This window comes from Enterobacter cloacae complex sp. 6730903 (genome assembly GCF_048283985.1).
In the GTDB taxonomy this organism is placed as follows: domain Bacteria; phylum Pseudomonadota; class Gammaproteobacteria; order Enterobacterales; family Enterobacteriaceae; genus Enterobacter; species Enterobacter hormaechei_C.
In genome coordinates this window covers 34,308-59,082 of sequence record NZ_JBLVXX010000034.1, presented here as the reverse complement: position 1 = coordinate 59,082, position 24,775 = coordinate 34,308, and the positions used below count along the sequence as shown (strand labels likewise).

Below are 24,775 nucleotides of genomic sequence, written 5' to 3'. Positions count from 1 at the left end.
GTTGAGACTTGGTATTCATTTTTCGTCTTGCGACGTTAAGAATCCATGTCACTTTGAGTGCCCACACAGATTGTCTGATAAATTGTTAAAGAGCAGTGCAACGCGGCTTTCGCTCACCGTTGCGAGGTGGCGTATATTACGCTTTCCTCTTTCAGAGTCAACCCTGATTTTCAGGATTTTTTCTCTTCAGCCGACCGGGTTGTCTGTGAAGTGATTCACATCCGCCGTGTCGATGGAGGCGCATTATAGGGAGCCGCCGAGGAATGACAAGCGGAAAAATGCATTTTTATTTCAACCGCTCACCTTTTCGCCAAAACGCCTATTTTTGGTGCTTTTTAATCTCTTTTGGCAGTTCTGCCAGACTATTTATCACCCAGTCGGCTGCATTCTCTGCTTCTGGGGTGACCGGTTTACCGGTACGCACTAATACTTTGGTACCTACACCTGCCGCCGCTGCTGCCTGCATATCTTCCAGTTTATCGCCCACCATATAAGATGCGGCCATATCAATGTGCAGGAATTCCTGTGCAGAGATAAACATGCCCGGGTGTGGCTTACGGCAGTCACAGGTCTGTCGATACGCTTCTACACTTCCCTGCGGGTGATGCGGACAATAATAGATGCCATCAAGATCGACGCCGCGATCGGCCAGAGACCAGTCCATCCATTCCGTCAGCGTCTCGAATTGCGCTTCGGTGAATTTACCCCGGGCGATACCGGACTGGTTAGTTACCACCACCAGCGCATAGCCCATCTCTTTCAACTGGCGCATGGCATCTATAACGCCCTCGATAAACTCGAACTCATCAATCTCATGGACGTAACCGTGATCCACATTAATAGTGCCGTCACGATCAAGAAAAATTGCGGGTACAGATTTTGCCACCGGTTTGCTCCTGAAAAAGTCTTGTTCAGCAAGTATCTCATGAATCGCAGCGCAATAAAGTGCTCATCGCACAGAGGTGGATTGATTTAGACGTCTGGATGCCTTAACATCCATTTTGTTTACGGTCATTCCCCGTATCTGGCAGAAGAAAATGCCACGGCTAACTTACTTACGATAAAAATAATCTAATGATTAAACTTTCCAATATCACCAAAGTGTTCCAGCAGGGGAACCGAACCATTCAGGCGCTGAACAACGTCAGCCTGCATGTGCCTGCTGGTCAGATTTATGGCGTCATTGGCGCATCGGGTGCGGGTAAAAGTACGCTGATCCGTTGTGTTAACCTGCTTGAGCGCCCAACCCAGGGCAGCGTAGAAGTTGGCGGCCAGGAGCTTACCGCTCTCTCAGAAAAAGAGCTCACCAAAGCGCGTCGCCAGATTGGCATGATTTTCCAGCACTTTAACCTGCTGGCCTCCCGCACCGTGTTCGGTAACGTTGCGTTACCCCTGGAGCTGGATAACACACCAAAAGAAGAAGTGACGCGTCGCGTCACCGAATTGCTGGATCTGGTTGGACTGGGTGATAAACATGACAGCTACCCGGCAAATCTGTCCGGCGGGCAAAAACAGCGTGTAGCAATCGCTCGCGCGCTGGCAAGCAACCCAAAAGTGCTGCTGTGCGATGAAGCCACCAGCGCATTAGATCCGGCAACTACGCGCTCTATTCTGGAACTGTTAAAAGACATTAACCGTCGTCTGGGCCTGACTATCCTCCTTATTACGCATGAAATGGATGTAGTGAAACGTATCTGCGACTGTGTGGCAGTTATCAGCAACGGTGAGCTGATTGAGCAGGACACGGTGAGTGAAGTCTTCTCGCACCCGAAAACGCCGCTGGCTCAGCAGTTTATTCAGTCCACACTGCATCTGGATATTCCGGAAGATTATCTGGAACGTTTAAAAACAGACGCAACGCCTGACAGCGTCCCGATGCTGCGCATGGAGTTCACGGGCCAGTCCGTTGACGCACCGCTGCTGTCCGAAACCGCGCGTCGCTTTAACGTGAATAACAACATTATTAGCGCGCAGATGGACTACGCCGGTGGCGTGAAGTTCGGCATTATGCTGACGGAAATGCACGGCACACAGGAAGAAACCCAGGCGGCAATTGCCTGGCTGCAAGAACATCACGTAAAAGTAGAGGTACTGGGTTATGTCTGAGCCGATGATGTGGCTACTGGTTCGCGGCGTTTGGGAAACGCTGGCAATGACCTTCGTATCGGGCTTCTTTGGTTTTGTGATTGGGCTGCCGGTCGGCGTGCTGCTGTACGTTACGCGCCCGGGTCAAATTATTGAAAACGCGAAGCTGTATCGCACGCTCTCTGCGCTGGTGAACATTTTCCGGTCTATTCCGTTCATTATTCTGCTGGTGTGGATGATTCCGTTTACACGCGTGATCGTCGGGACGTCGATTGGTTTGCAGGCAGCTATTGTCCCGCTGACCGTAGGCGCGGCACCGTTTATCGCCCGTATGGTGGAAAACGCCCTGCTGGAAATCCCAACTGGCCTGATTGAAGCTTCCCGCGCGATGGGCGCAACCCCAATGCAGATCGTTCGCAAAGTTCTGCTGCCTGAGGCGCTGCCTGGGCTGGTAAACGCAGCAACCATCACGCTTATCACCCTGGTCGGTTATTCCGCGATGGGCGGCGCCGTAGGTGCTGGCGGTTTAGGCCAGATTGGCTATCAGTACGGCTATATTGGCTATAACGCTACCGTAATGAATACCGTTCTGGTATTGCTGGTTGTGCTGGTTTACTTAATTCAATTCTCTGGCGATCGTATCGTCCGGGCTGTTACGCATAAATAACGTTACAAACAACACAAACTCGACGAGTTAAGGACATAACATGGCGTTTAAATTTAAGACCTTTGCAGCAGTAGGCGCACTGATTGGTTCGCTGGCACTGGTGGGTTGCGGTCAGGACGAAAAAGATCCAAACCACATCAAAGTAGGCGTTATCGTCGGTGCAGAACAGCAGGTTGCTGAGGCCGCGCAGAAAATCGCGAAAGAGAAATATGGCTTGGACGTTGAACTGGTGACCTTCAACGATTACGTTCTGCCGAACGAAGCGCTGAGCAAAGGCGACATTGACGCTAACGCCTTCCAGCATAAACCGTACCTGGATCAGCAGATCAAAGATCGTGGCTACAAACTGGTTGCTGTCGGTAACACCTTCGTTTACCCAATTGCCGGTTACTCCAAGAAAATTAAATCTCTGGATGAACTCCAGCCGGGTTCACAGGTTGCCGTCCCTAACGACCCAACCAACCTTGGCCGTTCCCTGCTTCTGCTACAGAAAGTGGGTCTGATTAAACTGAAAGAAGGCGTTGGCCTGTTACCGACCGTTCTGGACGTAACCGAAAACCCGAAAAATCTGAAAATTGTTGAACTGGAAGCACCACAGCTGCCACGTTCTCTGGACGATGCGCAGATCGCCCTGGCCGTGATCAACACCACTTACGCCAGCCAGATCGGCCTGACCCCAGCGAAAGATGGCATCTTCGTTGAAGACAAAGATTCCCCGTACGTCAACCTGATCGTGACTCGCGAAGACAACAAAGACGCGGAGAATGTGAAGAAATTCATACAGGCCTATCAGTCTGAAGAAGTGTACCAGGAAGCCAATAAGGTGTTTAACGGCGGCGCGGTTAAAGGCTGGTAATCTCCCGGCAGTGTAATATCATCAAGACGGGCGTTTGCCCGTCTTGTCATTTGTGCGGTCAACTGCTTCAATATCTGACGTTTTGATTATCCACTGAGGAATTATTATGCGTGCTTTACCGATCTGTCTTTTAGCACTGATGCTGAGCGGCTGTTCTATGCTAAGCAGATCTCCTGTTGAACCTGTTCAAAGCACTGCAACCCCGCCAAAAGCGGAGCCAGCAAAACCGAAAGCGCCTCGCGCTGCGCCGGTACGTATTATTACCAAAGCCGACGAGCTGGTCGGTAAGCCATTCCGTGAACTGGGCGAAGTGAGCGGCGAATCCTGCCAGGCAACGAATCAGGACTCCCCACCTAATATTCCGACAGCCCGCAAGCGTATGCAAATCAACGCGTCGAAAATGAAAGCCAACGCGGTGCTGCTGCACAGCTGCGAAGTCACCAGCGGCACACCAGGTTGCTATCGCCAGGCGGTATGTATCGGTTCTGCGCTTAACATTACGGCGAAATGAGTTCATTTCAGTTCGAGCAGATAGGCGTTATTCGCTCCCCTTATAAAGAAAAGTTCGCCGTGCCGCGTCAGCCGGGTCTGGTCATTAACGGCGGCGGCGAGCTTCATCTTGTCGCGCCGTATAATCAGGCCGATGCAGTGCGCGGGCTTGAGGCGTTCAGCCATTTATGGGTGGTCTTTGTATTTCACCAGACCATGGAAGGCGGCTGGCGTCCCACCGTGCGTCCGCCTCGTCTGGGCGGAAATGCCAGAATGGGTGTCTTTGCCACCCGCTCAACCTTTCGTCCCAACCCCATCGGGATGTCGCTGGTCGAGCTGAAAGGCATACGTTGTCAGAAAGATCAGGTGATCCTGGAGTTAGGTAGCCTTGACCTGGTTGATGGCACGCCGGTCATAGATATTAAGCCTTACCTGCCCTTCGCCGAAGCGCTGCCGGATGCCCGGGCAAGCTATGCACAGGACGCACCGCAGGCAGATATGCCGGTTCACTTCACGTCTGAAATTACAACGCAAATCAGCGAGCTGGAAAAGCGTTATCCTCGTCTGCGTGACTTTATCGTTGAAGTGCTGGCCCAGGACCCCCGTCCCGCCTACCGCAAAGAAGAGGAAGCCGGGAAAACGTACGCTGTCTGGCTGCTGGACTTTAACGTGCGCTGGCGCGTGACTGCGGCGGGTTTTGAAGTGTTTGCCCTGGAACCCAGGTAATTTTGTTCTCCTCTCTTTTGGCATCTTTGCCACACTGGTAAACTAAACCACTTTTTTTGTGTCAGGCTGGTGTTTCAGCCTGTTCCAATCGTCGAAATGGAACCGTAACAACATGCGTACTAGCCAATATCTGCTCTCCACTCTGAAGGAGACACCTGCCGACGCCGAGGTGATCAGCCACCAGCTGATGCTGCGCGCCGGGATGATCCGCAAGCTGGCCTCCGGGTTATACACCTGGCTGCCGACCGGCGTGCGCGTCCTGAAAAAAGTCGAAAACATCGTGCGTGAAGAGATGAACAACGCCGGTGCTATCGAGGTGTTAATGCCGGTCGTTCAGCCCTCTGAACTGTGGCAGGAGAGCGGTCGCTGGGAGCAGTACGGTCCTGAACTGCTGCGTATTGCCGATCGTGGCGATCGTCCATTCGTTCTCGGTCCAACGCATGAAGAAGTGATCACCGACCTGATCCGTAACGAGCTGAGCTCTTACAAACAGCTGCCGCTGAACTTCTTCCAGATCCAGACCAAGTTCCGTGACGAAGTGCGTCCACGCTTTGGCGTCATGCGTTCTCGCGAATTCCTGATGAAAGATGCTTACTCTTTCCATACTTCTCAGGAATCGCTGCAAGAGACCTACGACAAAATGTACGCGGCCTACAGCAAAATCTTCTCCCGCATGGGGCTGGATTTCCGTGCTGTACAGGCTGATACCGGTTCAATCGGCGGTAGCGCCTCTCATGAATTTCAGGTTCTGGCGCAGAGCGGCGAAGACGATGTGATCTTCTCTGACTCCTCTGATTACGCCGCGAACATCGAATTTGCAGAAGCGCTGGCACCGAAAGAACCACGCGGTGCGGCAACGCAAGAGATGACGCTGGTTGATACGCCAAACGCGAAAACTATCGCCGAGCTGGTTGAGCAGTTTACTCTGCCGATCGAAAAAACCGTGAAAACCCTGCTGGTGAAATCGGCTGAAGGTAGCGCTTATCCACTGATTGCCCTGCTGGTACGAGGCGATCACGAGCTGAACGAAGTGAAAGCCGAGAAGCTGCCGCAGGTTGCCAGCCCGCTGACCTTCGCAACGGAAGCGGAGATCCGCGCCGTGGTGAATGCAGGTCCTGGTTCTCTGGGTCCGGTGAACATGCCTGTTCCGGTGGTCATTGACCGCACCGTTGCGGCGATGAGCGACTTCGCTGCGGGCGCAAACATCGACGGTAAACACTACTTCGGCATCAACTGGGATCGGGACGTGGCGACGCCGGAAGTGGCTGACATCCGTAACGTGGTCGCAGGCGATCCAAGCCCGGACGGCAAGGGTACCCTGATGATCAAACGCGGTATCGAAGTAGGCCACATCTTCCAGCTGGGCGATAAGTACTCGCGCGCAATGAACGCTGCCGTTCAGGGCGAAGATGGTCGTAACCAGGTTCTGACCATGGGCTGCTACGGCATTGGCGTAACGCGCGTTGTTGCTGCCGCTATCGAGCAGAACTATGACGAACGCGGAATCGTCTGGCCGGATAACATCGCGCCGTTCCAGGTGGCGATCCTGCCAATGAACATGCACAAGTCTTACCGCGTGCAGGAGCTGGCTGAGAAACTCTACGCTGAGCTGAGCGCGAAAGGTATCGACGTGCTGATGGATGATCGTAAAGAGCGTCCTGGCGTGATGTTTGCTGACATGGAACTGATCGGTATTCCCCATACCATCGTCATCGGCGACCGTAACCTCGACAGCGACGAGATTGAATACAAATACCGTCGCAACGGCGAAAAACAGATGATCAAGACGGGCGATATTCTTGATTACCTGGTGAAAGCCATCAAAGGTTAAAAAACAAAAAACCCCGCCAGCGCGGGGTTTTTTAATGGCTATATCTTATTTGCTTTCGCAGTCTTTCCCCGCAGCAAACTTCGCGTCTTTATCTGCCACCAGCGTTTTCACCAGCTCGCCGCTATCCGGGTTTGGCTCCAGCGTAAAATGCCCTTCAACCGTCAGCAACACTGGCTTACTGTCGTTGCCGCGCGCGACGGCATAGTCTCGCTCCAGCTGGGCATTGTTCGCCACGCTGACTTTCTTCCCGGTTGCACAGTCAGTGAAGATCGCCGCATCCGCCATGTAGAAATACATCCCTCGCATTGCCATTGGGGTGGCTGGCAGGGTCGCTTTCACCGGGGCCAACGTGTAGTTGAACTGGGAATCAATCGGATTGCCTTCGCGATCGAGCATCTCCATCCCCTCGCCTTTGGCGCGGAAATAAGTTTTATCGCCCGTGGTATCCGTCAATACCAGCTTCTCAGCCGTACGCGCCCATGTTCCATAAGATGCAAAAGAAGACGGTTCTTTCGCCCCCTGGTAACGCTGGTTCATGACCCAGGTGCCATCTTTTTGCAGGAACAGAGAGGTTTCGATGCCCTCGCAATCTGCACATGGCAAAACGCCGCGCCAGCTCTGCTGCATCGGCTTTAATTCTTCATTTTGCGTGGGCTGTAGTACCTGGGTTTCCGAACGGTTGTTACAGCCAAAAAGCGCAAACAGGCTTGTCACGGCCAGCGCTGATAATAATGCTTTTTTCACAATTCTTTCCTTATGAAAAAGGGTGTCCCTTTCGTCACATTACGGGTGGCGGACTTTGCCACGCAGTGATTTTACGGTGGATTTCTGCGCCTTCGATGACAACCGACGTTCTTTCGATGCCCGTGTTGGACGTGTTGCCCGGCGACTTTTTTGCACAGCCGTCAGCTCTTTGATGACCGCGACCAGCCGAGCTATTGCCGCTTCCCGGTTAAGCTCCTGGCTGCGATACTCCTGCGCTTTAATCACCATCACACCCTCGCTGGTGATCAGGTGATGGCTGGCGGCAAGCAGGCTTTCTTTATAATACTCTGGCAGGCTGGAGGCCCGAATGTCAAAGCGCAAATGGATAGCCGTTGAGGCCTTGTTAACGTGCTGTCCCCCTGCTCCCTGGGCCCGGATGGCGGTGATCTCCAGCTCGTTATCAGGGATGCTGACGTTTCGGGACAATACAATCATGATGCGGGCTGCCAGGCCGTGAGATGAATTTCCAGATTATTCTGAGAATCGGAAAGCCAGATGGCGCCGTCCTGAATCGTCGCCTGTAGCGCCATCGTCCGGCTGGCGAACGCACTCAGCTGCGCCAGCTGTTCATCATCCAGATACCAGACGGTAAGATTTTTGAACTGCGCACATTTATTTTTATTTTGTTGCCACCAGATCTCCGCCGCGCGCTGGTTGTAGGCAAACAACGCCACTTCAGCTGACTGGGTGCAGGCCTTTTTGATCCGGCGTTCATCCGGCAGGCCAAGCTCAATCCATAAATCGATACCCAGATGATCGTTGCGCAGCCAGGCTTCCGGTTCATCTTCCGCGCTTAAACCACGGGTAAATTGCAGACGCTCGTCGGCATACTTAATCCACGCCAGCAGGCGCAGCATCATGCGCTCCTGGGTTTCAGAAGGGTGACGCGCCAGCGTCAATGACGCATCCAGAAACTGGTTACGGTCAAGATCCGCCACATTGACCACAGCTTTATAAATAGTCGCTTTCAGCGCCATGAGAGAACTCCTTTCGAATCAGGCGTACATTGTAGCGAAAACCGCGGCAAAAGGCTGTTACGAGGTGGTGGCTCCCTCTTATCAAGGCGCTGATATTGCTTAAATGAGTATGGTATAGTCACCTTGCTAAACCGAGTTTAACTTCGTAGGCTTAATGATATCTCACAGTAAGTCAGTACGCTGGCAGGAGGTGATGTGAATAATTATTGTGAGTTGATTCGCAGACGGTATGCGGAGATCGCCAGCGGAGATCTGGGGTACATTCCGGATGCGTTGGGCTGTGTATTGAACGTGCTAAATGAAGTGGCCTCTGATGAGAGCCTTTCTGAATCGGTCAGGGAAAAAGCAGCGTATGCTGCGGCGAATTTACTGGTGAGCGATTATGTCGATGAATGATACCTATCAACCCATCAATTGTGATGACTATGACAACCTCGAACTCGCCTGCCAGCATCATTTAATACTGACGCTGGAGCTAAAAGATGGCGAAGTGCTAAAGGCAAAGGCCAGCGATCTGGTTTCCCGTAAAAATGTGGAATACCTGGTTGTGGAAGATGCAGGTGCAACGCGTGAGCTACGCCTCGACAAAATTGCCAGTTTCAGCCATCCGGAAATCGGCACCGTCGTGGTGAGCGAATCCTGATAACTAACGGGCAGCCAGGCTGCCCGTTACGCTTTCCATTCAAAATTAACTCCGGCTTCAGCCCACCCCTCTTCAGTGATGAACACTCCTGCCGCCGCGATGAGCGTGTCGCCGTAAAACAGAAGCGGCGTGGTATCACGTCGCCAGGGCGGAACGTTCTGTTCCTGCCAGATTTTCTTCAACTTACGCCCGCCGTTACGCCCGACGATATGCAGCATGCCGCTGGCCCTGAAGCGTATGGTGACGTTCTCGTCCGGCTCAGGTAGACGCACATTGCCCGAATGGCTTAACGCAACGACACCGGCATTCATCGGTAGCGTTAATGCATTCCTCGGCGACGGCCAGTCGAGCACAGCGTCAGCCAGCGACGGCACAGATTTTACCCACCAGAGTTGCCCTTTATAGCGCCTGACGTCATAACCATTCAGGTGTATACACGGGGCGGCATCTTCCCTCGCCTGTGCAACTTCCTCCCAGATACGGTTGAGCATCGCCCGGGACGGCATAACCGCACGCTGGGAAGCCAGCCAGCGGCGAATCAGAGCAGCCCGACGCACGGGGCTCATCACCATCAACGGCGCTATGTTCAGGGCACCGTCAGCGGTAATCAGCGTATCCAGCTCCTCGCTCAGCAATTCATCCAGCAAGCTTTCCTGTTCAGCACACAGCATGGCGCTTCTGGCCGCCGCTTCGGAAAAATGCGCCCAGCGCTCGCTCAGCAGCGGTAAGACGCGCAGGCGCAGGAAGTTACGGTCGTAACTGTCGTCCTGATTGCTCTCGTCTTCAATCCAGCACAGATGATGCTGCTGCGCCCAGGCTTCCAGTGATGCGCGCGTCTCACCCAGCAGCGGGCGGATGAGCTCTGTTTCAGCAAAATCAGCGCGCTCAGGCATGGCAGATAACCCCGCAGGCCCGCTGCCCCGCTTGAGCGCCAGTAAAAACGTCTCGCACTGGTCGTCCAGATGCTGCGCGGTGACCAACGCTTCCCCAGGCTGTAATGCGCCAGAAAACGCGGCGTAGCGGGCTTTCCGCGCCTGCGCCTCAATACCCAGCCCCTCATCCTCAAGCGTGACGCGTTCAACGATCAGCGGGATCGCCCACCCTGAACACACCGCTTCGCAGTGCGCCACCCAGTCGTCGGCATGGGGGCTTAAGCCGTGATGGATATGCATCGCCCGCAGCTGGACGTCAGGCTCACGGTCGCGCCAGAGCTTAAGGCGGTGCAGCAAAACGGTGGAATCCAGGCCACCGCTGAACCCCACCAGCAGCTGGCGGTAGGGTGAAACGGCGTGCGCGATTGCGGGTAAGGTCATAGGAAATTACACATAAAAAATGCCCGAACTGAACGGGCATTATCACACATGACGGCGATTACTGCTGGTAAAGCTCCAGCGGCAGCCCGTCCGGATCGTTGAAAAAAGTGAAACGTTTATCGGTAAAGGGATCGACACGAATCGCTTCGCAGGCCACGCCGTGGGCTTCCAGATGTTTTACCGCGCTGTCCAGGTCATCGACGCTGAAGGCGAGGTGGCGCAGACCGCAGGCTTCCGGGCGCGAAGGACGCGCTGGCGGGAAAGGAAAAGAGAACAGTTCAATCACATATTGTCCGTTTAACGCCAGATCGCCTTTCCAGGAGTCGCGCTCCTCACGGTAGGCCTCGCTTAACAGCGTAAAGCCGAGAACGTCGCAGTAGAATGCCTTACTTTTCGCATAATCGGTGGCAATGATCGCAATATGATGAACCGCTTTTAAACCCAGCATAGTTTCTCCTTTTTATGATGCCCTGAACGTTACAACCGACAACCCGCTCCTGGCAAGCAGACCCTTTTATTTTAGGACTCTCACCCAGTACACGCCGTTATCATCGCGTTTCGCGCCATGAATATCCGTTTCAAAGCCCGGATAGTGGCGCCCTACCGAACAGAGCATCAGCAGGAAATCAAGCACCGCCCGGCTCTCCTCGGTGATCATCTCACCCGGCATCAGCAGCGGCACGCCCGGCGGATAAGGCAGGATCATGTTGGCCGATACCCGCCCGACCAGATTCTCCAGCTCAACGGTTTCAACCTCCCCTTTCACCTGGCGTTGCCACGCCCTGTGCGGCGTCAGCTTCATTTCAGGCAGAACATCAAATGCCTGCAACATCAGGCGCGGCAGATCGTGCTGGCGGATCAGCCTGTGAATGCCCTGGGCCAGATCCTGAATACGCATATTGCGGTAGAAGTCAGGATCTTCCGCGTAGAGATCCGGCAGCATATTCTTCACCCGCAGGTTCAGATCGTATGCGCGCTTAAACTCCATCAGTCCGCGCAGCAGACCCATCGCGCGGGTTTTATCGATCCCGATGCTGAACAGGAACAGCAAATTATAGGGGCCGGTTTTCTCCACCACCACGCCGCGCTCATCAAGGAACTTCGCCACCAGCGCAGCCGGGATCCCTTCCTCACCCATCACACCCTGTTCATCCATGCCCGGCGTCAGGATCGTCACCTTAACCGGATCGAGGAACATGTGGTCCGCATCGGCCTCCCGAAAACCGTGCCAGCTCTCCCCCGGCGCGACGGGCCAGCATTCTGCCTCATCAATCTCTTCCGGCTGCCAGATATCAAAGAACCAGCCGTCCGCTTCATCTTTAAGCCGCTGAACCTCTTTTCGGAAATGCAGCGCCCGTTCCACCGAACGATTGATCAGGCGTTTACCCGGATTACCGCGCAGCATCGCCGCCGCCGTTTCGATGGACGCCACCAGCGGGTAGCTCGGCGACGTGGTCGTGTGCATCATAAAGGCTTCGTTGAAGGTGTCCTCGTCGTACTCGCCCTTGATGTGAATGAGAGATGCCTGGGAAAACGCGGCCAGCATTTTGTGCGTCGACTGCGTTTCGAAGAACACCTTGCCAGGCACCCGCTCGCCGCTCATCCCACTTTTACCCGAGTAAATCGGGTGGAAATTGGTGTAAGGCACCCACGCGGAGTCAAAGTGGATCGACGGTACGTCCAGCGTCTGCTTGATCCAGTTCGTGTTGTAAAGCAGCCCGTCATAGGTGGAGTTGGTGATCACTGCGTGAACGGGCCAGCTTGCCTCGGGGATCGCCGCGATCTTATTTTCAATGGCTTCATGCGTGAACTCACGGCGAGGAATGCCGCCGAGAATACCTAGCGCATTACGCGTAGGCGACAGCCAGAGCGGCACCACGTCGCTCATCATCAGCAAATGCGCCAGTGATTTATGGCAGTTGCGGTCAATCAGCAGCGTACTGCCGGCAGGCGCGGCATACATCCCGACGATTTTGTTCGAGGTTGAGGTACCGTTGGTCACCATGTAGCTTTGCTCGGCGCCAAAGGTCCGGGCGATGTACTCTTCAGCTTCCAGATGCGGGCCGGTATGATCCAGCAGCGAGCCTAATTCGGTGACTGAAATGGACACGTCCGCTTTCAGCGTGTTACCGCCAAAGAAATCGTAGAACAGGCATCCCACCGGGCTTTTTTGATAGGCCGTTCCCGCCATGTGGCCTGGCGTACAGAAGGTGTACTTCCCTTCATTCACATAGGTGAACAACGCGCGCGTGAACGGCGGTGTGATGTTATCGAGGTATTCACCGGTGTACTGCTGAATGCGGGTCGCAATGTCCTCGGCAACGCCGAGTGAGTATTCGAAGAACCACAGCGCCATACGCATATCGTGAGCGCTCACGTCCATGGTCGAGTGAGTATTGATAAACGCGTACAGCGGAAGATATTCGTTGAGCTTATTGATATCGCTGCACAACTCCATGTCGTATTCGTCCCAGTCGAATATCACGCCACAGATGCGCGGATTGTGTTCGATAAATTTCAGCAGATCGGCGCTGTTTTGCGGCCAGATCAGCTGGTATCCGCGTGCTTTAAGGGCTTGCTCCAGCTCCTTGATGGGTTCGTCTTTATAAAAGACGCCGTGTGGCCCCATGATGGCAATGATGTTCATGGTTTACCTCCTTGAAAAACATCAGATAAGCATAGTTAAGGTAAACGGCAGGTATAAAAAAAGCCGCAACAATGTGCGGCTTTTAGGATAATTGTGAGGCTTACGCGTAACCGTAGGTCATCAGACGTTGATAACGACGGTTGAGCAGATCTTCTTTGCTCAGCACGTCCAGGTCCGCCAGGTCTGCCAGCAGCTGCGCTTTCAGGGACGCAGCCATCACTTCCGGCTTACGGTGCGCGCCGCCCAGCGGTTCAGGGATAACGGTGTCGATCAGCTTCAGCTCTTTCAGACGTGGGGCAATGATGCCCATCGCTTCGGCAGCCAGCGGCGCTTTGTCGGCGCTTTTCCACAGAATGGAGGCACAGCCTTCCGGAGAGATAACGGAATAGGTACTGTACTGTAGCATATTCACTTTATCGCCCACGCCAATTGCCAGCGCGCCGCCGGACCCACCTTCACCGATAACGGTACAGATGACCGGCACTTTCAGGCGAGACATCTCACGCAGGTTGCGTGCGATGGCTTCAGACTGGCCGCGCTCTTCAGCGCCAACACCCGGGTAAGCCCCCGGCGTGTCGATGAAGGTGATGATTGGCATATTGAAACGCTCAGCCATCTCCATCAGACGCAGGGCCTTACGGTAGCCTTCTGGTGCTGGCATACCGAAGTTACGACGGATTTTCTCTTTGGTTTCACGGCCTTTCTGATGACCAATGATCATCACCGGACGTCCATCCAGACGCGCGATACCGCCGACGATAGCTTTATCGTCAGCGTATGCGCGGTCGCCTGCCAGTTCGTCAAATTCGTCAAACGCCAGGCGGACATAATCCAGGGTGTACGGACGCTGTGGATGACGCGCCAGCTGGGCGATCTGCCATGCGCCGAGATCGGCAAAGATTTTGCGCGTCAGTTCTACGCTTTTTTCGCGCAGACGATGCACTTCTTCGTCGATGTTAATATCCAGTTTTTCATCCTGACGGCTCACGGCTGTCAGAGAATCGATTTTCGCTTCCAGCTCTGCAATCGGCTGTTCGAAATCAAGGAAATTCAGACTCATAGTATTCCTGTATTAGTCAAACTCCAGTTCCACCTGCTCCGAACCAATGAGGCCACGGAGATCGTTCAGTAAACGATCGCTCGGAGAGACACGCCACGTTGCACCAAAGCGCAACCGCGCACGTGCATCCGCCCTCTGATAGTAGAGATGTACTGGAATGGTCCCCGAGCGATGGGGTTCCAGAGACTGACGGAGTCGGTTTAAAAGCTGGTCATCAATTTGCCTGTCCGTCAGCGAGATAGCAAGCCCGCGAGCATATTTTTCCCGGGCTTCGTCAATGTCCATCACTTCGCGGGCGGTCATTTTAAGCCCCCCGCTGAAGTCATCAAAGCTGACCTGTCCGCTGACGATAAGTATGCGGTCTTTTTCCAGCAATTGCTGGTATTTATCCAGCGCGTCGGTGAACAACATCACCTCCAGACGCCCGGAACGGTCATCCAGGGTACAGATGCCGATACGATTGCCGCGCTTGGTGACCATTACCCTTGCAGCAATCACGAGCCCCGCAGCCGTGGTGATTTTACCACGTTCTGTCGGATGCATGTCTTTTAGCCTGTGGCCGCCGACATAGCGCTCAATTTCTTTCAGATACTGGTTGATCGGGTGCCCCGTCAGGTACAGGCCTAACGTCTCACGCTCCCCATCCAGCACCACCTGTTCTGGCCAGGGTTGGCAGTTGGAATAAGACTGCTCGATCTGCTCTGGCTCTTCCGCCAGCACGCCGAACATATCCGCCTGGCCAATGGCTTCCGCTTTCGCGTGCTGATCGGCCGCTTTCAGCGCATCGCCGAGCGAGTTCATCAGCGCGGCGCGGTGTGGCCCCAGCCGGTCAAACGCGCCGGACATGATCAGTTTTTCCAGCACGCGGCGGTTCAGTTTTTTGGTATCGGTGCGGGCGCACAGATCGAACAGCTCGCGGAAATAGCCGCCGTTGTTACGCGCTTCGATGATCGCCTCGATCGGCCCCTCACCCACGCCCTTGATCGCGCCGATCCCATAGACGATTTCCCCGTCATCGTTAACGTGGAAATGGTACAGGCCCGAGTTAATATCCGGCGGCAGGATCTTCAGCCCCATGCGCCAGCACTCGTCCACCAGGCCAACCACCTTCTCGGTGTTGTCCATATCGGCGGTCATTACCGCTGCCATAAACTCAGCGGGATAGTGAGCCTTCAGCCACAGCGTCTGATACGAAACCAAAGCATAGGCGGCGGAGTGGGATTTGTTAAATCCGTACCCGGCGAATTTTTCCACCAGGTCGAAGATTTTCATCGCCAGTTCGCCATCGATGCCGTTTTTCTTCGCCCCATCTTCAAAGATGGAACGCTGCTTGGCCATCTCTTCCGGCTTTTTCTTACCCATCGCACGACGCAGCATGTCTGCGCCGCCAAGGGTGTAACCCGAAAGTACCTGGGCGATCTGCATGACCTGTTCCTGATACAGGATGATGCCATAGGTCGGCTCCAGTACCGGTTTCAGGCTTTCATGCTGCCACTGCACGTCCGGGTAGGAAATCTCTTCGCGCCCGTGCTTACGGTCGATAAAGTTATCCACCATCCCCGACTGCAACGGCCCCGGACGGAACAGGGCCACCAGCGCGATCATATCTTCGAAGCAGTCTGGTTGCAGACGCTTAATCAAATCTTTCATGCCGCGGGATTCAAGCTGGAAGACGGCTGTCGTCTCCGAGCGTTGCAGCATGTCGAAACTTTTCTTGTCATCAAGCGGGATAGCCGCGATATCCAGCGGCGGTTCGCCGTTCTTCTCGCGACGGGCGTTGATCATCTCCAGCGCCCAGTTGATGATGGTCAGCGTACGCAGGCCGAGGAAGTCGAACTTCACCAGCCCGGCGTATTCCACGTCGTTCTTGTCGAACTGGGTGACCGGGTGCTGGCCCGCTTCGTCGCAGTACAGCGGCGCAAAATCAGTGATTTTGGTCGGGGCGATAACCACGCCCCCCGCATGCTTACCGGCGTTACGCGTGACGCCTTCCAGCTTGCGCGCCATGTCGATCAGCGCTTTCACCTCTTCGTCGGCTTCGTAAATTTCCGGCAGCTGAGGTTCGGCTTCAAAGGCTTTCGCCAGGGTCATGCCCGGATCGGGCGGCACCAGCTTAGAGATTCGATCGACAAAACCGTACGGGTGGCCCAGAACGCGGCCCACGTCGCGGATAACCGCTTTCGCTGCCATCGTACCGAAGGTAATAATCTGCGAAACCGCATCACGACCGTACATATCGGCCACGTGCTCAATCACCTGGTCGCGTTTTTCCATGCAGAAGTCGACGTCAAAGTCGGGCATGGAGACACGTTCCGGGTTGAGGAAACGTTCGAACAGCAGGTCAAATTCCAGCGGATCGAGGTCAGTGATTTTCAGGGCATACGCCACCAGCGAGCCGGCACCGGAACCACGGCCCGGGCCTACCGGCACGCCGTTATCTTTCGACCACTGGATGAACTCCATCACGATCAGGAAGTAGCCAGGGAACCCCATCTGGTTGATCACCTGGAGTTCAATATCGAGGCGCTCATCATATTCAGGACGTTTCTCTTTACGAACCGCTTCATCCGGGAAGAGGAATTCCAGACGCTCTTCCAGACCCTCTTTCGATTTCATAACCAGGAAATCTTCGGTGGTCATATCGCCCGTCGGGAACTGCGGCAGGAAGTATTCGCCGAGACGCACGGTGACGTTACAGCGCTTGGCAATCTCTACGCTGTTTTCCAGCGCTTCCGGGATGTCCGAGAAGAGCTCACACATCTCCTCTTCGCTGCGCATGTACTGCTGCGATGAGTAGTTGCGCGGACGTTTCGGATCGTCGAGGGTGAAACCATCGTGGATAGCGACGCGAATTTCATGCGCGTCAAAATCGCCCGCCTCAAGGAAGCGCACATCGTTGGTGGCCACCACAGGCAGGCCACGCGCTTCCGCCAGTGCGACGGCCGCATGCAGATAGCTCTCTTCATCCGCACGCCCGGTACGGATCAGCTCCAGGTAATAGCGATCCGGGAAATACTCTTCGTAGAACGAGACGCACTGATCCACCAGCGCGTTGTTACCGCGCAGCAGACATTTGCCGACATCCCCCATACGGCCACCGGAGATCAGCAGCAAACCTTCGTTCAGCTCCGCCAGCCAGTCGCGGTCAATCCATGGACCCAGTGCGCCGTAACCGCGCTGGTAGGCTTTTGAGATCAGCAGAGTGAGGTTCTGATAGCCCGTGTTATTCATGGCTAACACGGAAATTTGCGTCATCTCATCGCCGAGCAGGTCGCTCTGCACGTGAAAATCCGCGCCGACGATGGGCTTTAATCCTGCGCCATGCGCCGTTCCGTAGAACTTCACCAGGCCACACAGGTTGGTAAAATCGGTGATCGCCAGCGCAGGCATGCCAAGCGAGGCCGCCTTTTTTACCAGCGGCCCGGTCTTTGCCAGCCCATCGATCATGGAGTAGTCGCTATGCACCCGCAGGTGTACGAAACGTGGTTCAGCCATCTTCAAATCCCGCGTTACTTAATTGCTTGCGTCTTGATTCAGGACACCAGTCCCAGCGCGCGTTTCACCGGGCCAAAGCTGCGCCGATGATGTTCAGTTGCGCCATGTTCAGCCAGCTTTTCCAGATGGAAAGCCGTTGGATATCCCTTGTGCTGGGCGAAACCATACGCGGGATAAGTGAGGTCCAGCGCGGCCATTTCGGCATCGCGCGTCACTTTGGCAATGATTGACGCCGCACTGATTTCTGCGACGCGGCTATCGCCTTTAACAACAGCCATGGAAGGCATCGGCAGCGCCGGGCAACGGTTACCGTCGATCAGTACATACTCAGGCACAATCTTCAGGCCAGCAACGGCACGCTGCATCGCCAGCATGGTGGCGTGCAGAATGTTCAGATCGTCGATCTCATGCGGCTCTGCGCGCCCGAGACTCCAGGCCAGCGCCTTTTCTTTAATTTCATCGAACAGCGCTAAACGACGCTTTTCGCTCAGTTTTTTCGAGTCGTTCAGGCCAACGATCGGGCGGGCTGGATCGAGGATCACCGCCGCGGTCACAACGGCACCCACTAACGGGCCACGACCGACTTCATCCACACCGGCAACGAGGTGGGTATGGGGATAAATAAATTCCATCATTGTGCTAACTCCAGCACCGCATCGGCCGCCTGCTCATCAGCATTACAGCGGATCAGTTGATGCAGTTCACGGAAGGTATCATGCATCTGGTGGCTGGTTTTACCGTTGGCCAGCAGCGGCAGTAATGCATCAGCCAGTGCCTGCGGCTGGCATTCATCCTGCAAGAGTTCTTTCACCAGCTCGCGACCCGCAAGCAGGTTTGGCAGGGATACGTAATCTGTTTTTACCAGACGTTTTGCCAGCCAGAAGGTAAACGGCTTCATGCGATAACCGACTACCATTGGACATTTTGCCAGCATACACTCCAGCGCAGCCGTGCCGGAAGCCAGCAGTGCGGCATCGCTCGCAAACATGGCTTGCCGCCCTTTTCCGTCCAGCAGGCGGACGTGAAGATCCGGGGCGACGTCGGCTTTGATACGCTCAAACTGCTCCCGGCGTTTGGCATTCACCAGCGGCACGACCACTTCAAGATCGGGGTAAGTCTTGCGAAGAATTTGCGCCGTTTTCAGGAAATCGGCACTGAGCATTTCAACTTCCGCACCCCGGCTTCCTGGCAGCAACGCCAGACAGTGCACATCATGCGGGATGCCCAGTTCGTCACGCGCCGCGTTTTTATCCGGATCCAGCGGCATGGCATCCGCCATGGTATGACCGATAAAACGGCATGGGACATTAAATCTGTCGTAAAACGCTTTTTCGAAAGGCAGAAAAGCCAGCACCAGATTGGTGGACCGTCCGATTTTGAAAACGCGTTTCTGTCGCCACGCCCACACGGACGGACTGACGTAATGGATCGTTTTGATCCCCTGCTTTTTCAGGTTCCCTTCAAGGGTAATATTGAAATCAGGCGCATCAATGCCGACAAATACATCGGGCTTAAGATCGGTAAAACGGCGGGTAAGGTCGGCGCGAATATGCAGCAGGCGACGCAAGCGGCCCAGCACCTCGACGATGCCCATCACAGCCAGCTCTTCCATTTCATACCAGGCTTCGCAGCCTTCGGCCTGCATCAGCGGCCCAGCCACGCCCACAAAGCGGGCATTGGGTACACGGGCTTTAAGCGCGCGGATCAGACCTGCACCAAGAATATCGCCGGAGGTTTCTCCGGCGACCAGGGCGATGGTAAGCGGACGACTGTCGACCATTAACGAATCAGACCACGGGTTGAACGTTCAAAGAATTCCATGAACGTTTTCACTTCAGGGTGCTTATTCGCCAGCTCGGCAATTTCCGGCTTAGCCTCTTCCAGCGTTTTACCGCTACGGTACAGCAGTTTGTACGCGTTGCGGATCGCGGTAATCGCTTCGCGGCTGAAGCCACGACGCTTGAGGCCTTCAATGTTCACGCCAAACGGCGTGGCATGGTTGCCCTGCGCAATCACAAACGGTGGGACGTCCTGCGCCACACCGGAGCATCCGCCGACCATCACGTGTGCACCAATGATGCAGAACTGATGGACTGCGGTCATGCCGCCAATAATGGCGAAATCATCGACCGATACGTGTCCCGCCAGCGTTGCGTTGTTGGCGAGAATACAGCGGCTACCCACGGTACAGTCGTGCGCAATATGCGCATTAACCATAAACAGGTTGTCGCTGCCCACCTTCGTCAATCCACCGCCTTGCGTTGTACCACGATGAATGGTGACGCTTTCGCGAATGCGGTTACGATCGCCGATTTCCACGCGGGTCGGTTCGCCAGCATACTTAAGATCCTGGTTAACTTCGCCGATGGAGGCGAACTGATAGATCTCATTGTTGCAGCCAATGGTGGTATGACCATTCACGACAACGTGAGATTTCAGTACTGTACCCTCACCAATTTCGACATGGGGTCCAACAATACAAAACGGGCCAATGTGGACGTTTGCACCAATAATGGCACCCGTTTCCACAATGGCGGTAGGATGAATAAAGGCGGATTTATCAATCACGTATCAGGCCTCCCGGCTACGCGCACACATCATTGTCGCTTCGCAAACAACTTTGCCGTCAACCATAGCTACGCCTTTGAAGCGAGTCAGGCCGCGACGCGTTTTTTCAAAAGTGACTTCCATGATCATTTGATCACCAGGCACGACCGGACGCTTGAAGCGCGCTTCATCGATACCCGCGAAGTAATAGAGTTCACCCGGTTCCAGTTTACCTACGCTTTTAAACGCCAGAATACCGGTAGCCTGTGCCATCGCCTCAAGGATCAATACACCCGGGAAGATAGGCTTACCAGGGAAGTGCCCCTGGAAGAACGGCTCGTTAACGGAGACATTTTTCACTGCGCGCAGAAAACGACCTTCTTCAAAATCCAGCACACGGTCTACCAGTAAAAACGGATAGCGGTGCGGCAGAAGTTCTAAAATCTCTTCAATATGCAGAGTATGAGTGTCAGTAGTCAAAATACTCTTCCTGTCAAATGTACTAAGTAGCAATAATAACACGGCCTGCCGGTTTATAAACAAAGCCGACAGGCCGGGAAATTTAGCGTTAAACGGATGAACGCTTAGTCTTGTTGATCGATTTTGCGCTCAATCGCTTTGAGTCGCTTGCTCATATCATCAATATTCATCACCAGTGCAGCTGTTTTACGCCAGACCTTGTTCGGTTGCAGCGGAATACCGGAGGAATAAACGCCAGGCTCAGTGATTGGACGCATCACCATACCCATCCCCGTCACCGTGACTTTGTCGCATATTTCCATATGGCCATTGATCACGCTGGCACCGCCAATCATGCAGTAACGGCCAATTTTCAGGCTGCCTGCCATGATAACTCCACCCGCAACTGCGGTATTGTCGCCAATCACAACGTTATGTGCAATCTGGCACTGGTTGTCTATGATAACACCGTTACCAATAATGGTGTCGTCAAGCGCACCGCGGTCGATGGTGGTGCAAGCGCCGATCTCCACACGATCGCCGATAATCACGCGACCCAGCTGAGGGATCTTAACCCAGTTACCCCGATCGTTAGCGTAACCAAATCCGTCAGAACCAATCACCGTGCTGGACTGTACGAGACAATTCTCGCCAATCTCAACCTCATGGTAGACAGAGACATTGGCCCACAGACGAGTCCCTGCGCCAATTTTCGTATTTTTTCCAACAAAGCAGCCTGGGCCAATCACCACGTTATCACCCAGCACAACGCCGGATTCGATAACGGCCTTTGCGCCGACTGATACGTTGTTACCCAGCTGAGCCGTCGGATCAATCGCAGCACTGGCTGCAATGTTCTGTGCCGGCTGCGGCGTGGTATCAAGAATTTGGGCCATGCGCGCATAGGTCAGGTAGGGATTTTTCACTACCAGTGCAGCGCTAGTGGCAAATGGAAGATCGTCCTGCGTCAGAACAACGGCAGACGCCTGGCACTGGGCCAGGTGTTCACGGTACTTAGGGCTTACCATGAAGGTAATAGTGCCTGCTTTAGCAGATTGCATGGACGCAACAGCGGTGATGACGATATCGCCATCACCGTGTAATTCTGCATCCAACTGCTGAGCTAAATCAGCCAGTCGAATTGAAGGCATTACTTATTTAACCTGTTTCAGAACATCAGCGGTGATGTCTTTAACATCGCTGCTGTTGAATGCAACGGCGTTCGAATCAACAACCAGATCGATGCTCTGATCGGCTGCGACTGCTTTAACGGCAGACTGAATACGCGTCACCAGTTTGCCACGCTCTTCGTTAGAACGACGCTGACGATCCTGCTCGAAAGCCTGCGCTTTCTGAGAGAAGGTCTGGCGCTGAGACATGACGTCTTTTTCCAGTTTGCTGCGCTCGCTCGCTTTCATGGTAGAACCATCACGCTGAAGACGCTGCATCTTGGACTGAAGATCACCTTCCATACGTTGCAGTTCGCTCGCACGGCCTTTGAATTCGTTTTCCAGCGTTGCAGAAACACCGGTTTTCTGTGCAACCTGCTGGAACAAATTACCCATGTTGACGATTGCAATTTTATCCGCTGCCTGAGCAGAAGTTGCCATCGCTAAACCGAGACCTGCAGCTAATAACCACTTTTTCACAATTAACTCCTTACCATCCCATTGGCACCCGAGGGGTACCGTTCTTTGCGTGGCAAGGCGATCGTTTTACCGATCGCCGGTTGTCAGCGCTACACTGCCAACGCATTCCATTGCAGCGGATTATTACCAGGTTTTACCAATGTTAAACTGGAACTGCTCCGCTTTGTCTCCATCGTATTTCTTAAACGGCTGGGCGTAAGAGAAGACCAACGGCCCCAGCGGTGACATCCATTGTAATGCGATACCGGCGGACATGCGAATGTTGCTCGGATCGCTGTAGTCCGGAACCCCCGCCGCACGCGTCTGGGCGGTGTTCTCCCAGTTGGTGTCCCACACCGTACCTGCATCCATAAAGAAGGAGGTACGCACGGAGTTCGCATACTTGTCGCTGATAAACGGCGTAGGCGTGATGAACTCGAGGCTCGCCACGGCCATAGCGTTACCGCCTACTGCGTCATCAGAGCTACATACTTGCTTAGGATCACGGCTTGCGCAGTTATCTTCGTCATTACCGCCGTAATAAACCGCTTTCGGACCAATGTTATTGGACTGGAAGCCACGCACGGTGCTTGAACCACCGGCGTAGAAGTTTTCATAGAACGGCAGTTCTTTGCCACCTAAACCGTCACCATAGCCCCAACGGGTACGACCCAGAACAACCCACTTGTGATCTTCATCAATTGGGAAGTAGGACGCCGTATCCAGCGTGACCTTGTAGAACTCGTTATCCGAGCCCGGGATAGTCACTTTACCGTTCAGGTTGACGCGTGAACCTTCCGTCGGGAAGTAGCCACGGTCAAGACGGTTGTAGGTCCAACCGTAGTTGAAGGTGAAGTCGTCCGCGGCGAAACCATTGTCATCGCTGGACGTACTCGCCGACTGACCGATGGAGTCCAGATAACGCCACATCGCCACCTGCGGTTGCATGTTGGACAGGTCGTTATGCACGTACCCTAAACCTGCACGCAGGGTGTTGTATTCGTTGACCGGGAAGCCGAGCGTACCATCCAGACCGTAACTCTTGTTGGTATACGAGGAGAGGTCCGCGTCGTCCGCTTTAAAGTCGTTATAGAAGATACGACCGCCCAGGCTTACACCGTCAACGGTGAAGTATGGGTTGGTAACGGAGAACTCAGAGTAAGTCTGGTAGTCGTTTTTCGTCCCGTTGATACCGACAGAGTAGCCCGTACCCAGCCAGTTATCCTGCTGAACACCGACCTGGAAGCTCACGCCACTTTCAGTACCGTAACCAATACCGAAGTTGAAGCTACCGGTATTACGTTCTTTAACTTTATAAACAACATCAACCTGATCCGGACGACCCGGTACACGCTGAGTATCGGTATCGACCGTTTCGAAATAGCCCAGACGGTTCAGACGCTCTTTACCCTGGTCTACCAGATCGCTTCCCAGCCATGCCCCTTCCATCTGGCGCATTTCACGGCGCAGAACGGAGTCTTTAGAGGTATCGTTACCTTCGAAGCGGATCTTACGCACGTAGTAGCGGTTGCCCGCATCAACGTTAACGTGCAGCTTAACGGTTTTATCCGTGTCGTTAATTTCCGGCTGCGTTTGCACACGCGGATACGCATAACCATAACGGCCGAGCAGCTTCTTAATGCTGTCTTCCATTTTGGTGACTTTAGATCCGCTGTACAGATCGCCCGGCTGAATTTTGGTCAGAGATTCAATTTCAGCTGAATGTCCTGCCAGGTTGCCGCTGACTTCAACACCCGAAAGCGTGTACTTATCGCCTTCTGTGATGTTAACGGTAATGTAGATACCTTTCTTGTCCGGAGTCAGACTCACCTGAGTTGAATCGATGTTGAAACGGGCGTAACCGCGATCCAGATAGTAGCTGCGCAGGGTTTCAAGGTCACCCGCCAGTTTCTGTTTCTGGTATTTACGATCGCCCACCACGTTCCACCACGGCACTTCGTCACGCAGCTGGAAGTTGGAGATCAGTTCGTCGGTGCTGAACGCGTGGTTACCCACAATGTTGATCTGCTGGATCTTCGCAGAAACACCTTCCTGGAAGACCAGTTTCAGGTCAACACGGTTACGTGGCAGCGGTGTAACAACCGCTTTAACGCTCGCGCTGTATTTACCGACGCTGTAGTAGAAATCTTCCAGACCTTTTTCAATGTCTGCAAGGGTTGTGCGGTCCAGAGATTCCCCCACACGAACACCCGATGCCTCAAGGTTCTGCTTGAGCATGTCGTCTTTCACCGACTTGTTGCCGGAGAAAGTGATGCTGGCAATCGTTGGACGTTCTTTTACCTGAACCACCAGCGTATCACCATCGCGCAGGACGCGGACGTCCTCAAAGTTGCCAGTGGCAAACAGAGCACGGATGGTGTTACTGATATCTTCATCATTAACCGTATCGCCGGGGCGCACAGGCATACTGAGGAGGGCCGCACCAACGGCGACACGCTGAAGGCCTTCGAAATGAATATCTTTCACTACGAACCCGTCAGCACCGTATACGGTCGCGCTGCTAAACAGCAGCGACGCTATGAGCAACTTTTTCATCGCCATCGTTATTATGCGTTCTTCCTAACTA

General features: G+C 54.2%; 24 protein-coding genes. 8 read left to right on the top strand and 16 right to left on the bottom strand.

The genetic code is table 11. The annotated features are described in order from the left end of the window. Positions 1–319: 319 nt before the first annotated feature. The gene (gene gmhB / locus ACNQ0W_RS17245; protein ID WP_045356790.1) at positions 320–886 is read right to left on the bottom strand and encodes a D-glycero-beta-D-manno-heptose 1,7-bisphosphate 7-phosphatase; all 567 of its coding nucleotides are present in this window, start codon (positions 884–886) and stop codon (positions 320–322) included. 188 nt (positions 887–1,074) lie between these two features. On the opposite strand from gmhB, the gene metN reads away from it, so the two are divergent. The 6 genes from metN (at position 1,075) to proS (ending at position 6,654) form a co-directional block, all read left to right on the top strand. Further along, positions 1,075–2,106, top strand: coding sequence for a methionine ABC transporter ATP-binding protein MetN (metN, locus tag ACNQ0W_RS17240; RefSeq protein ID WP_006810022.1), 1,032 nt, complete (start codon positions 1,075–1,077; stop codon positions 2,104–2,106). Then, positions 2,099–2,752: a methionine ABC transporter permease MetI gene (locus ACNQ0W_RS17235; protein ID WP_003856130.1), complete on the top strand. Its 654-nt coding sequence runs from the start codon at positions 2,099–2,101 to the stop codon at positions 2,750–2,752. Before metN ends, ACNQ0W_RS17235 begins: the two co-directional genes overlap by 8 nt. Before the next feature lie 40 nt (positions 2,753–2,792). Beyond that, the gene (metQ, locus tag ACNQ0W_RS17230) at positions 2,793–3,608 is read left to right on the top strand and encodes a methionine ABC transporter substrate-binding lipoprotein MetQ (protein ID WP_003856132.1); all 816 of its coding nucleotides are present in this window, start codon (positions 2,793–2,795) and stop codon (positions 3,606–3,608) included. Positions 3,609–3,714: 106 nt separating this feature from the next. Continuing rightward, positions 3,715–4,119 carry an Rcs stress response system protein RcsF gene (rcsF, locus tag ACNQ0W_RS17225; RefSeq protein WP_003856133.1) on the top strand — a complete coding sequence of 135 codons (405 nt, stop codon included), beginning with the start codon at positions 3,715–3,717 and terminating at the stop codon, positions 4,117–4,119. Beyond that, positions 4,116–4,823: a tRNA (N6-threonylcarbamoyladenosine(37)-N6)-methyltransferase TrmO gene (tsaA, locus tag ACNQ0W_RS17220; protein ID WP_062932315.1), complete on the top strand. Its 708-nt coding sequence runs from the start codon at positions 4,116–4,118 to the stop codon at positions 4,821–4,823. The genes rcsF and tsaA overlap by 4 nt, the downstream gene beginning before the upstream one ends. A 112-nt stretch (positions 4,824–4,935) precedes the next feature. Then, a complete protein-coding gene (proS, locus tag ACNQ0W_RS17215) occupies positions 4,936–6,654 on the top strand; it encodes a proline--tRNA ligase (protein ID WP_062932316.1) in 1,719 nt (572 codons plus the stop codon). A 45-nt stretch (positions 6,655–6,699) separates the two neighbouring features. On the opposite strand, the gene nlpE is transcribed toward proS, so the two are convergent. Genes nlpE through ACNQ0W_RS17200 form a run of 3 tightly spaced genes read right to left on the bottom strand, consistent with a single transcriptional unit; the run spans position 6,700 to position 8,396 of the window. Continuing rightward, on the bottom strand, positions 6,700–7,398 hold the full coding sequence (gene nlpE, locus ACNQ0W_RS17210; RefSeq protein ID WP_062932317.1) for an envelope stress response activation lipoprotein NlpE: 699 nt from the start codon (positions 7,396–7,398) through the stop codon (positions 6,700–6,702). Between the two features lie 39 nt (positions 7,399–7,437). Further along, complete coding sequence (gene arfB, locus ACNQ0W_RS17205; protein ID WP_006810027.1) at positions 7,438–7,854, bottom strand: alternative ribosome rescue aminoacyl-tRNA hydrolase ArfB; 417 nt, start codon at positions 7,852–7,854, stop codon at positions 7,438–7,440. After that, complete coding sequence (locus tag ACNQ0W_RS17200) at positions 7,851–8,396, bottom strand: YaeQ family protein (RefSeq protein ID WP_003856144.1); 546 nt, start codon at positions 8,394–8,396, stop codon at positions 7,851–7,853. Before ACNQ0W_RS17200 ends, arfB begins: the two co-directional genes overlap by 4 nt. Positions 8,397–8,591: 195 nt before the next feature. Here ACNQ0W_RS17200 and ACNQ0W_RS17195 point away from each other — a divergent pair, with 195 nt between their 5' ends. Continuing rightward, positions 8,592–8,792, top strand: coding sequence for a YaeP family protein (locus ACNQ0W_RS17195; RefSeq protein WP_003856146.1), 201 nt, complete (start codon positions 8,592–8,594; stop codon positions 8,790–8,792). Then, positions 8,779–9,039: a Rho-binding antiterminator gene (gene rof / locus ACNQ0W_RS17190; RefSeq protein WP_003856148.1), complete on the top strand. Its 261-nt coding sequence runs from the start codon at positions 8,779–8,781 to the stop codon at positions 9,037–9,039. Before ACNQ0W_RS17195 ends, rof begins: the two co-directional genes overlap by 14 nt. Positions 9,040–9,065: 26 nt before the next feature. Here the strand turns inward: rof and tilS are convergent, their stop codons facing one another. The 12 genes from tilS to bamA form a co-directional block, all read right to left on the bottom strand. Further along, on the bottom strand, positions 9,066–10,352 hold the full coding sequence (gene tilS, locus ACNQ0W_RS17185; protein WP_062939340.1) for a tRNA lysidine(34) synthetase TilS: 1,287 nt from the start codon (positions 10,350–10,352) through the stop codon (positions 9,066–9,068). Positions 10,353–10,410: 58 nt separating this feature from the next. After that, the gene (locus ACNQ0W_RS17180; protein ID WP_003856151.1) at positions 10,411–10,800 is read right to left on the bottom strand and encodes a VOC family protein; all 390 of its coding nucleotides are present in this window, start codon (positions 10,798–10,800) and stop codon (positions 10,411–10,413) included. Positions 10,801–10,866: 66 nt separating this feature from the next. Next, positions 10,867–12,999: a lysine decarboxylase LdcC gene (locus ACNQ0W_RS17175; protein WP_062932319.1), complete on the bottom strand. Its 2,133-nt coding sequence runs from the start codon at positions 12,997–12,999 to the stop codon at positions 10,867–10,869. A 100-nt stretch (positions 13,000–13,099) separates the two neighbouring features. Further along, positions 13,100–14,059 carry an acetyl-CoA carboxylase carboxyl transferase subunit alpha gene (gene accA / locus ACNQ0W_RS17170; RefSeq protein ID WP_013095666.1) on the bottom strand — a complete coding sequence of 320 codons (960 nt, stop codon included), beginning with the start codon at positions 14,057–14,059 and terminating at the stop codon, positions 13,100–13,102. Positions 14,060–14,071: 12 nt separating this feature from the next. Next, on the bottom strand, positions 14,072–17,554 hold the full coding sequence (dnaE, locus tag ACNQ0W_RS17165) for a DNA polymerase III subunit alpha (protein ID WP_003856156.1): 3,483 nt from the start codon (positions 17,552–17,554) through the stop codon (positions 14,072–14,074). A gap of 38 nt (positions 17,555–17,592) precedes the next feature. After that, positions 17,593–18,189, bottom strand: a complete 597-nt coding sequence (rnhB, locus tag ACNQ0W_RS17160) for a ribonuclease HII (RefSeq protein ID WP_003856158.1) — start codon at positions 18,187–18,189, stop codon at positions 17,593–17,595. Beyond that, positions 18,186–19,334: a lipid-A-disaccharide synthase gene (lpxB, locus tag ACNQ0W_RS17155; RefSeq protein ID WP_003856161.1), complete on the bottom strand. Its 1,149-nt coding sequence runs from the start codon at positions 19,332–19,334 to the stop codon at positions 18,186–18,188. Before lpxB ends, rnhB begins: the two co-directional genes overlap by 4 nt. After that, entirely contained in the window at positions 19,334–20,122 is a 789-nt protein-coding gene (gene lpxA, locus ACNQ0W_RS17150; protein ID WP_003856164.1) for an acyl-ACP--UDP-N-acetylglucosamine O-acyltransferase, read from the bottom strand. The genes lpxB and lpxA overlap by 1 nt, the downstream gene beginning before the upstream one ends. A 3-nt stretch (positions 20,123–20,125) precedes the next feature. Beyond that, positions 20,126–20,581, bottom strand: a complete 456-nt coding sequence (gene fabZ, locus ACNQ0W_RS17145) for a 3-hydroxyacyl-ACP dehydratase FabZ (protein ID WP_003856165.1) — start codon at positions 20,579–20,581, stop codon at positions 20,126–20,128. Positions 20,582–20,685: 104 nt separating this feature from the next. Continuing rightward, complete coding sequence (lpxD, locus tag ACNQ0W_RS17140; RefSeq protein WP_116329833.1) at positions 20,686–21,711, bottom strand: UDP-3-O-(3-hydroxymyristoyl)glucosamine N-acyltransferase; 1,026 nt, start codon at positions 21,709–21,711, stop codon at positions 20,686–20,688. A gap of 3 nt (positions 21,712–21,714) precedes the next feature. Then, positions 21,715–22,209 (bottom strand): molecular chaperone Skp, encoded by a 495-nt coding sequence (skp, locus tag ACNQ0W_RS17135; RefSeq protein ID WP_003856169.1) that lies wholly within the window; start codon positions 22,207–22,209, stop codon positions 21,715–21,717. Between the two features lie 123 nt (positions 22,210–22,332). Continuing rightward, on the bottom strand, positions 22,333–24,750 hold the full coding sequence (gene bamA / locus ACNQ0W_RS17130) for an outer membrane protein assembly factor BamA (protein WP_061856037.1): 2,418 nt from the start codon (positions 24,748–24,750) through the stop codon (positions 22,333–22,335). Positions 24,751–24,775: the final 25 nt, after the last annotated feature.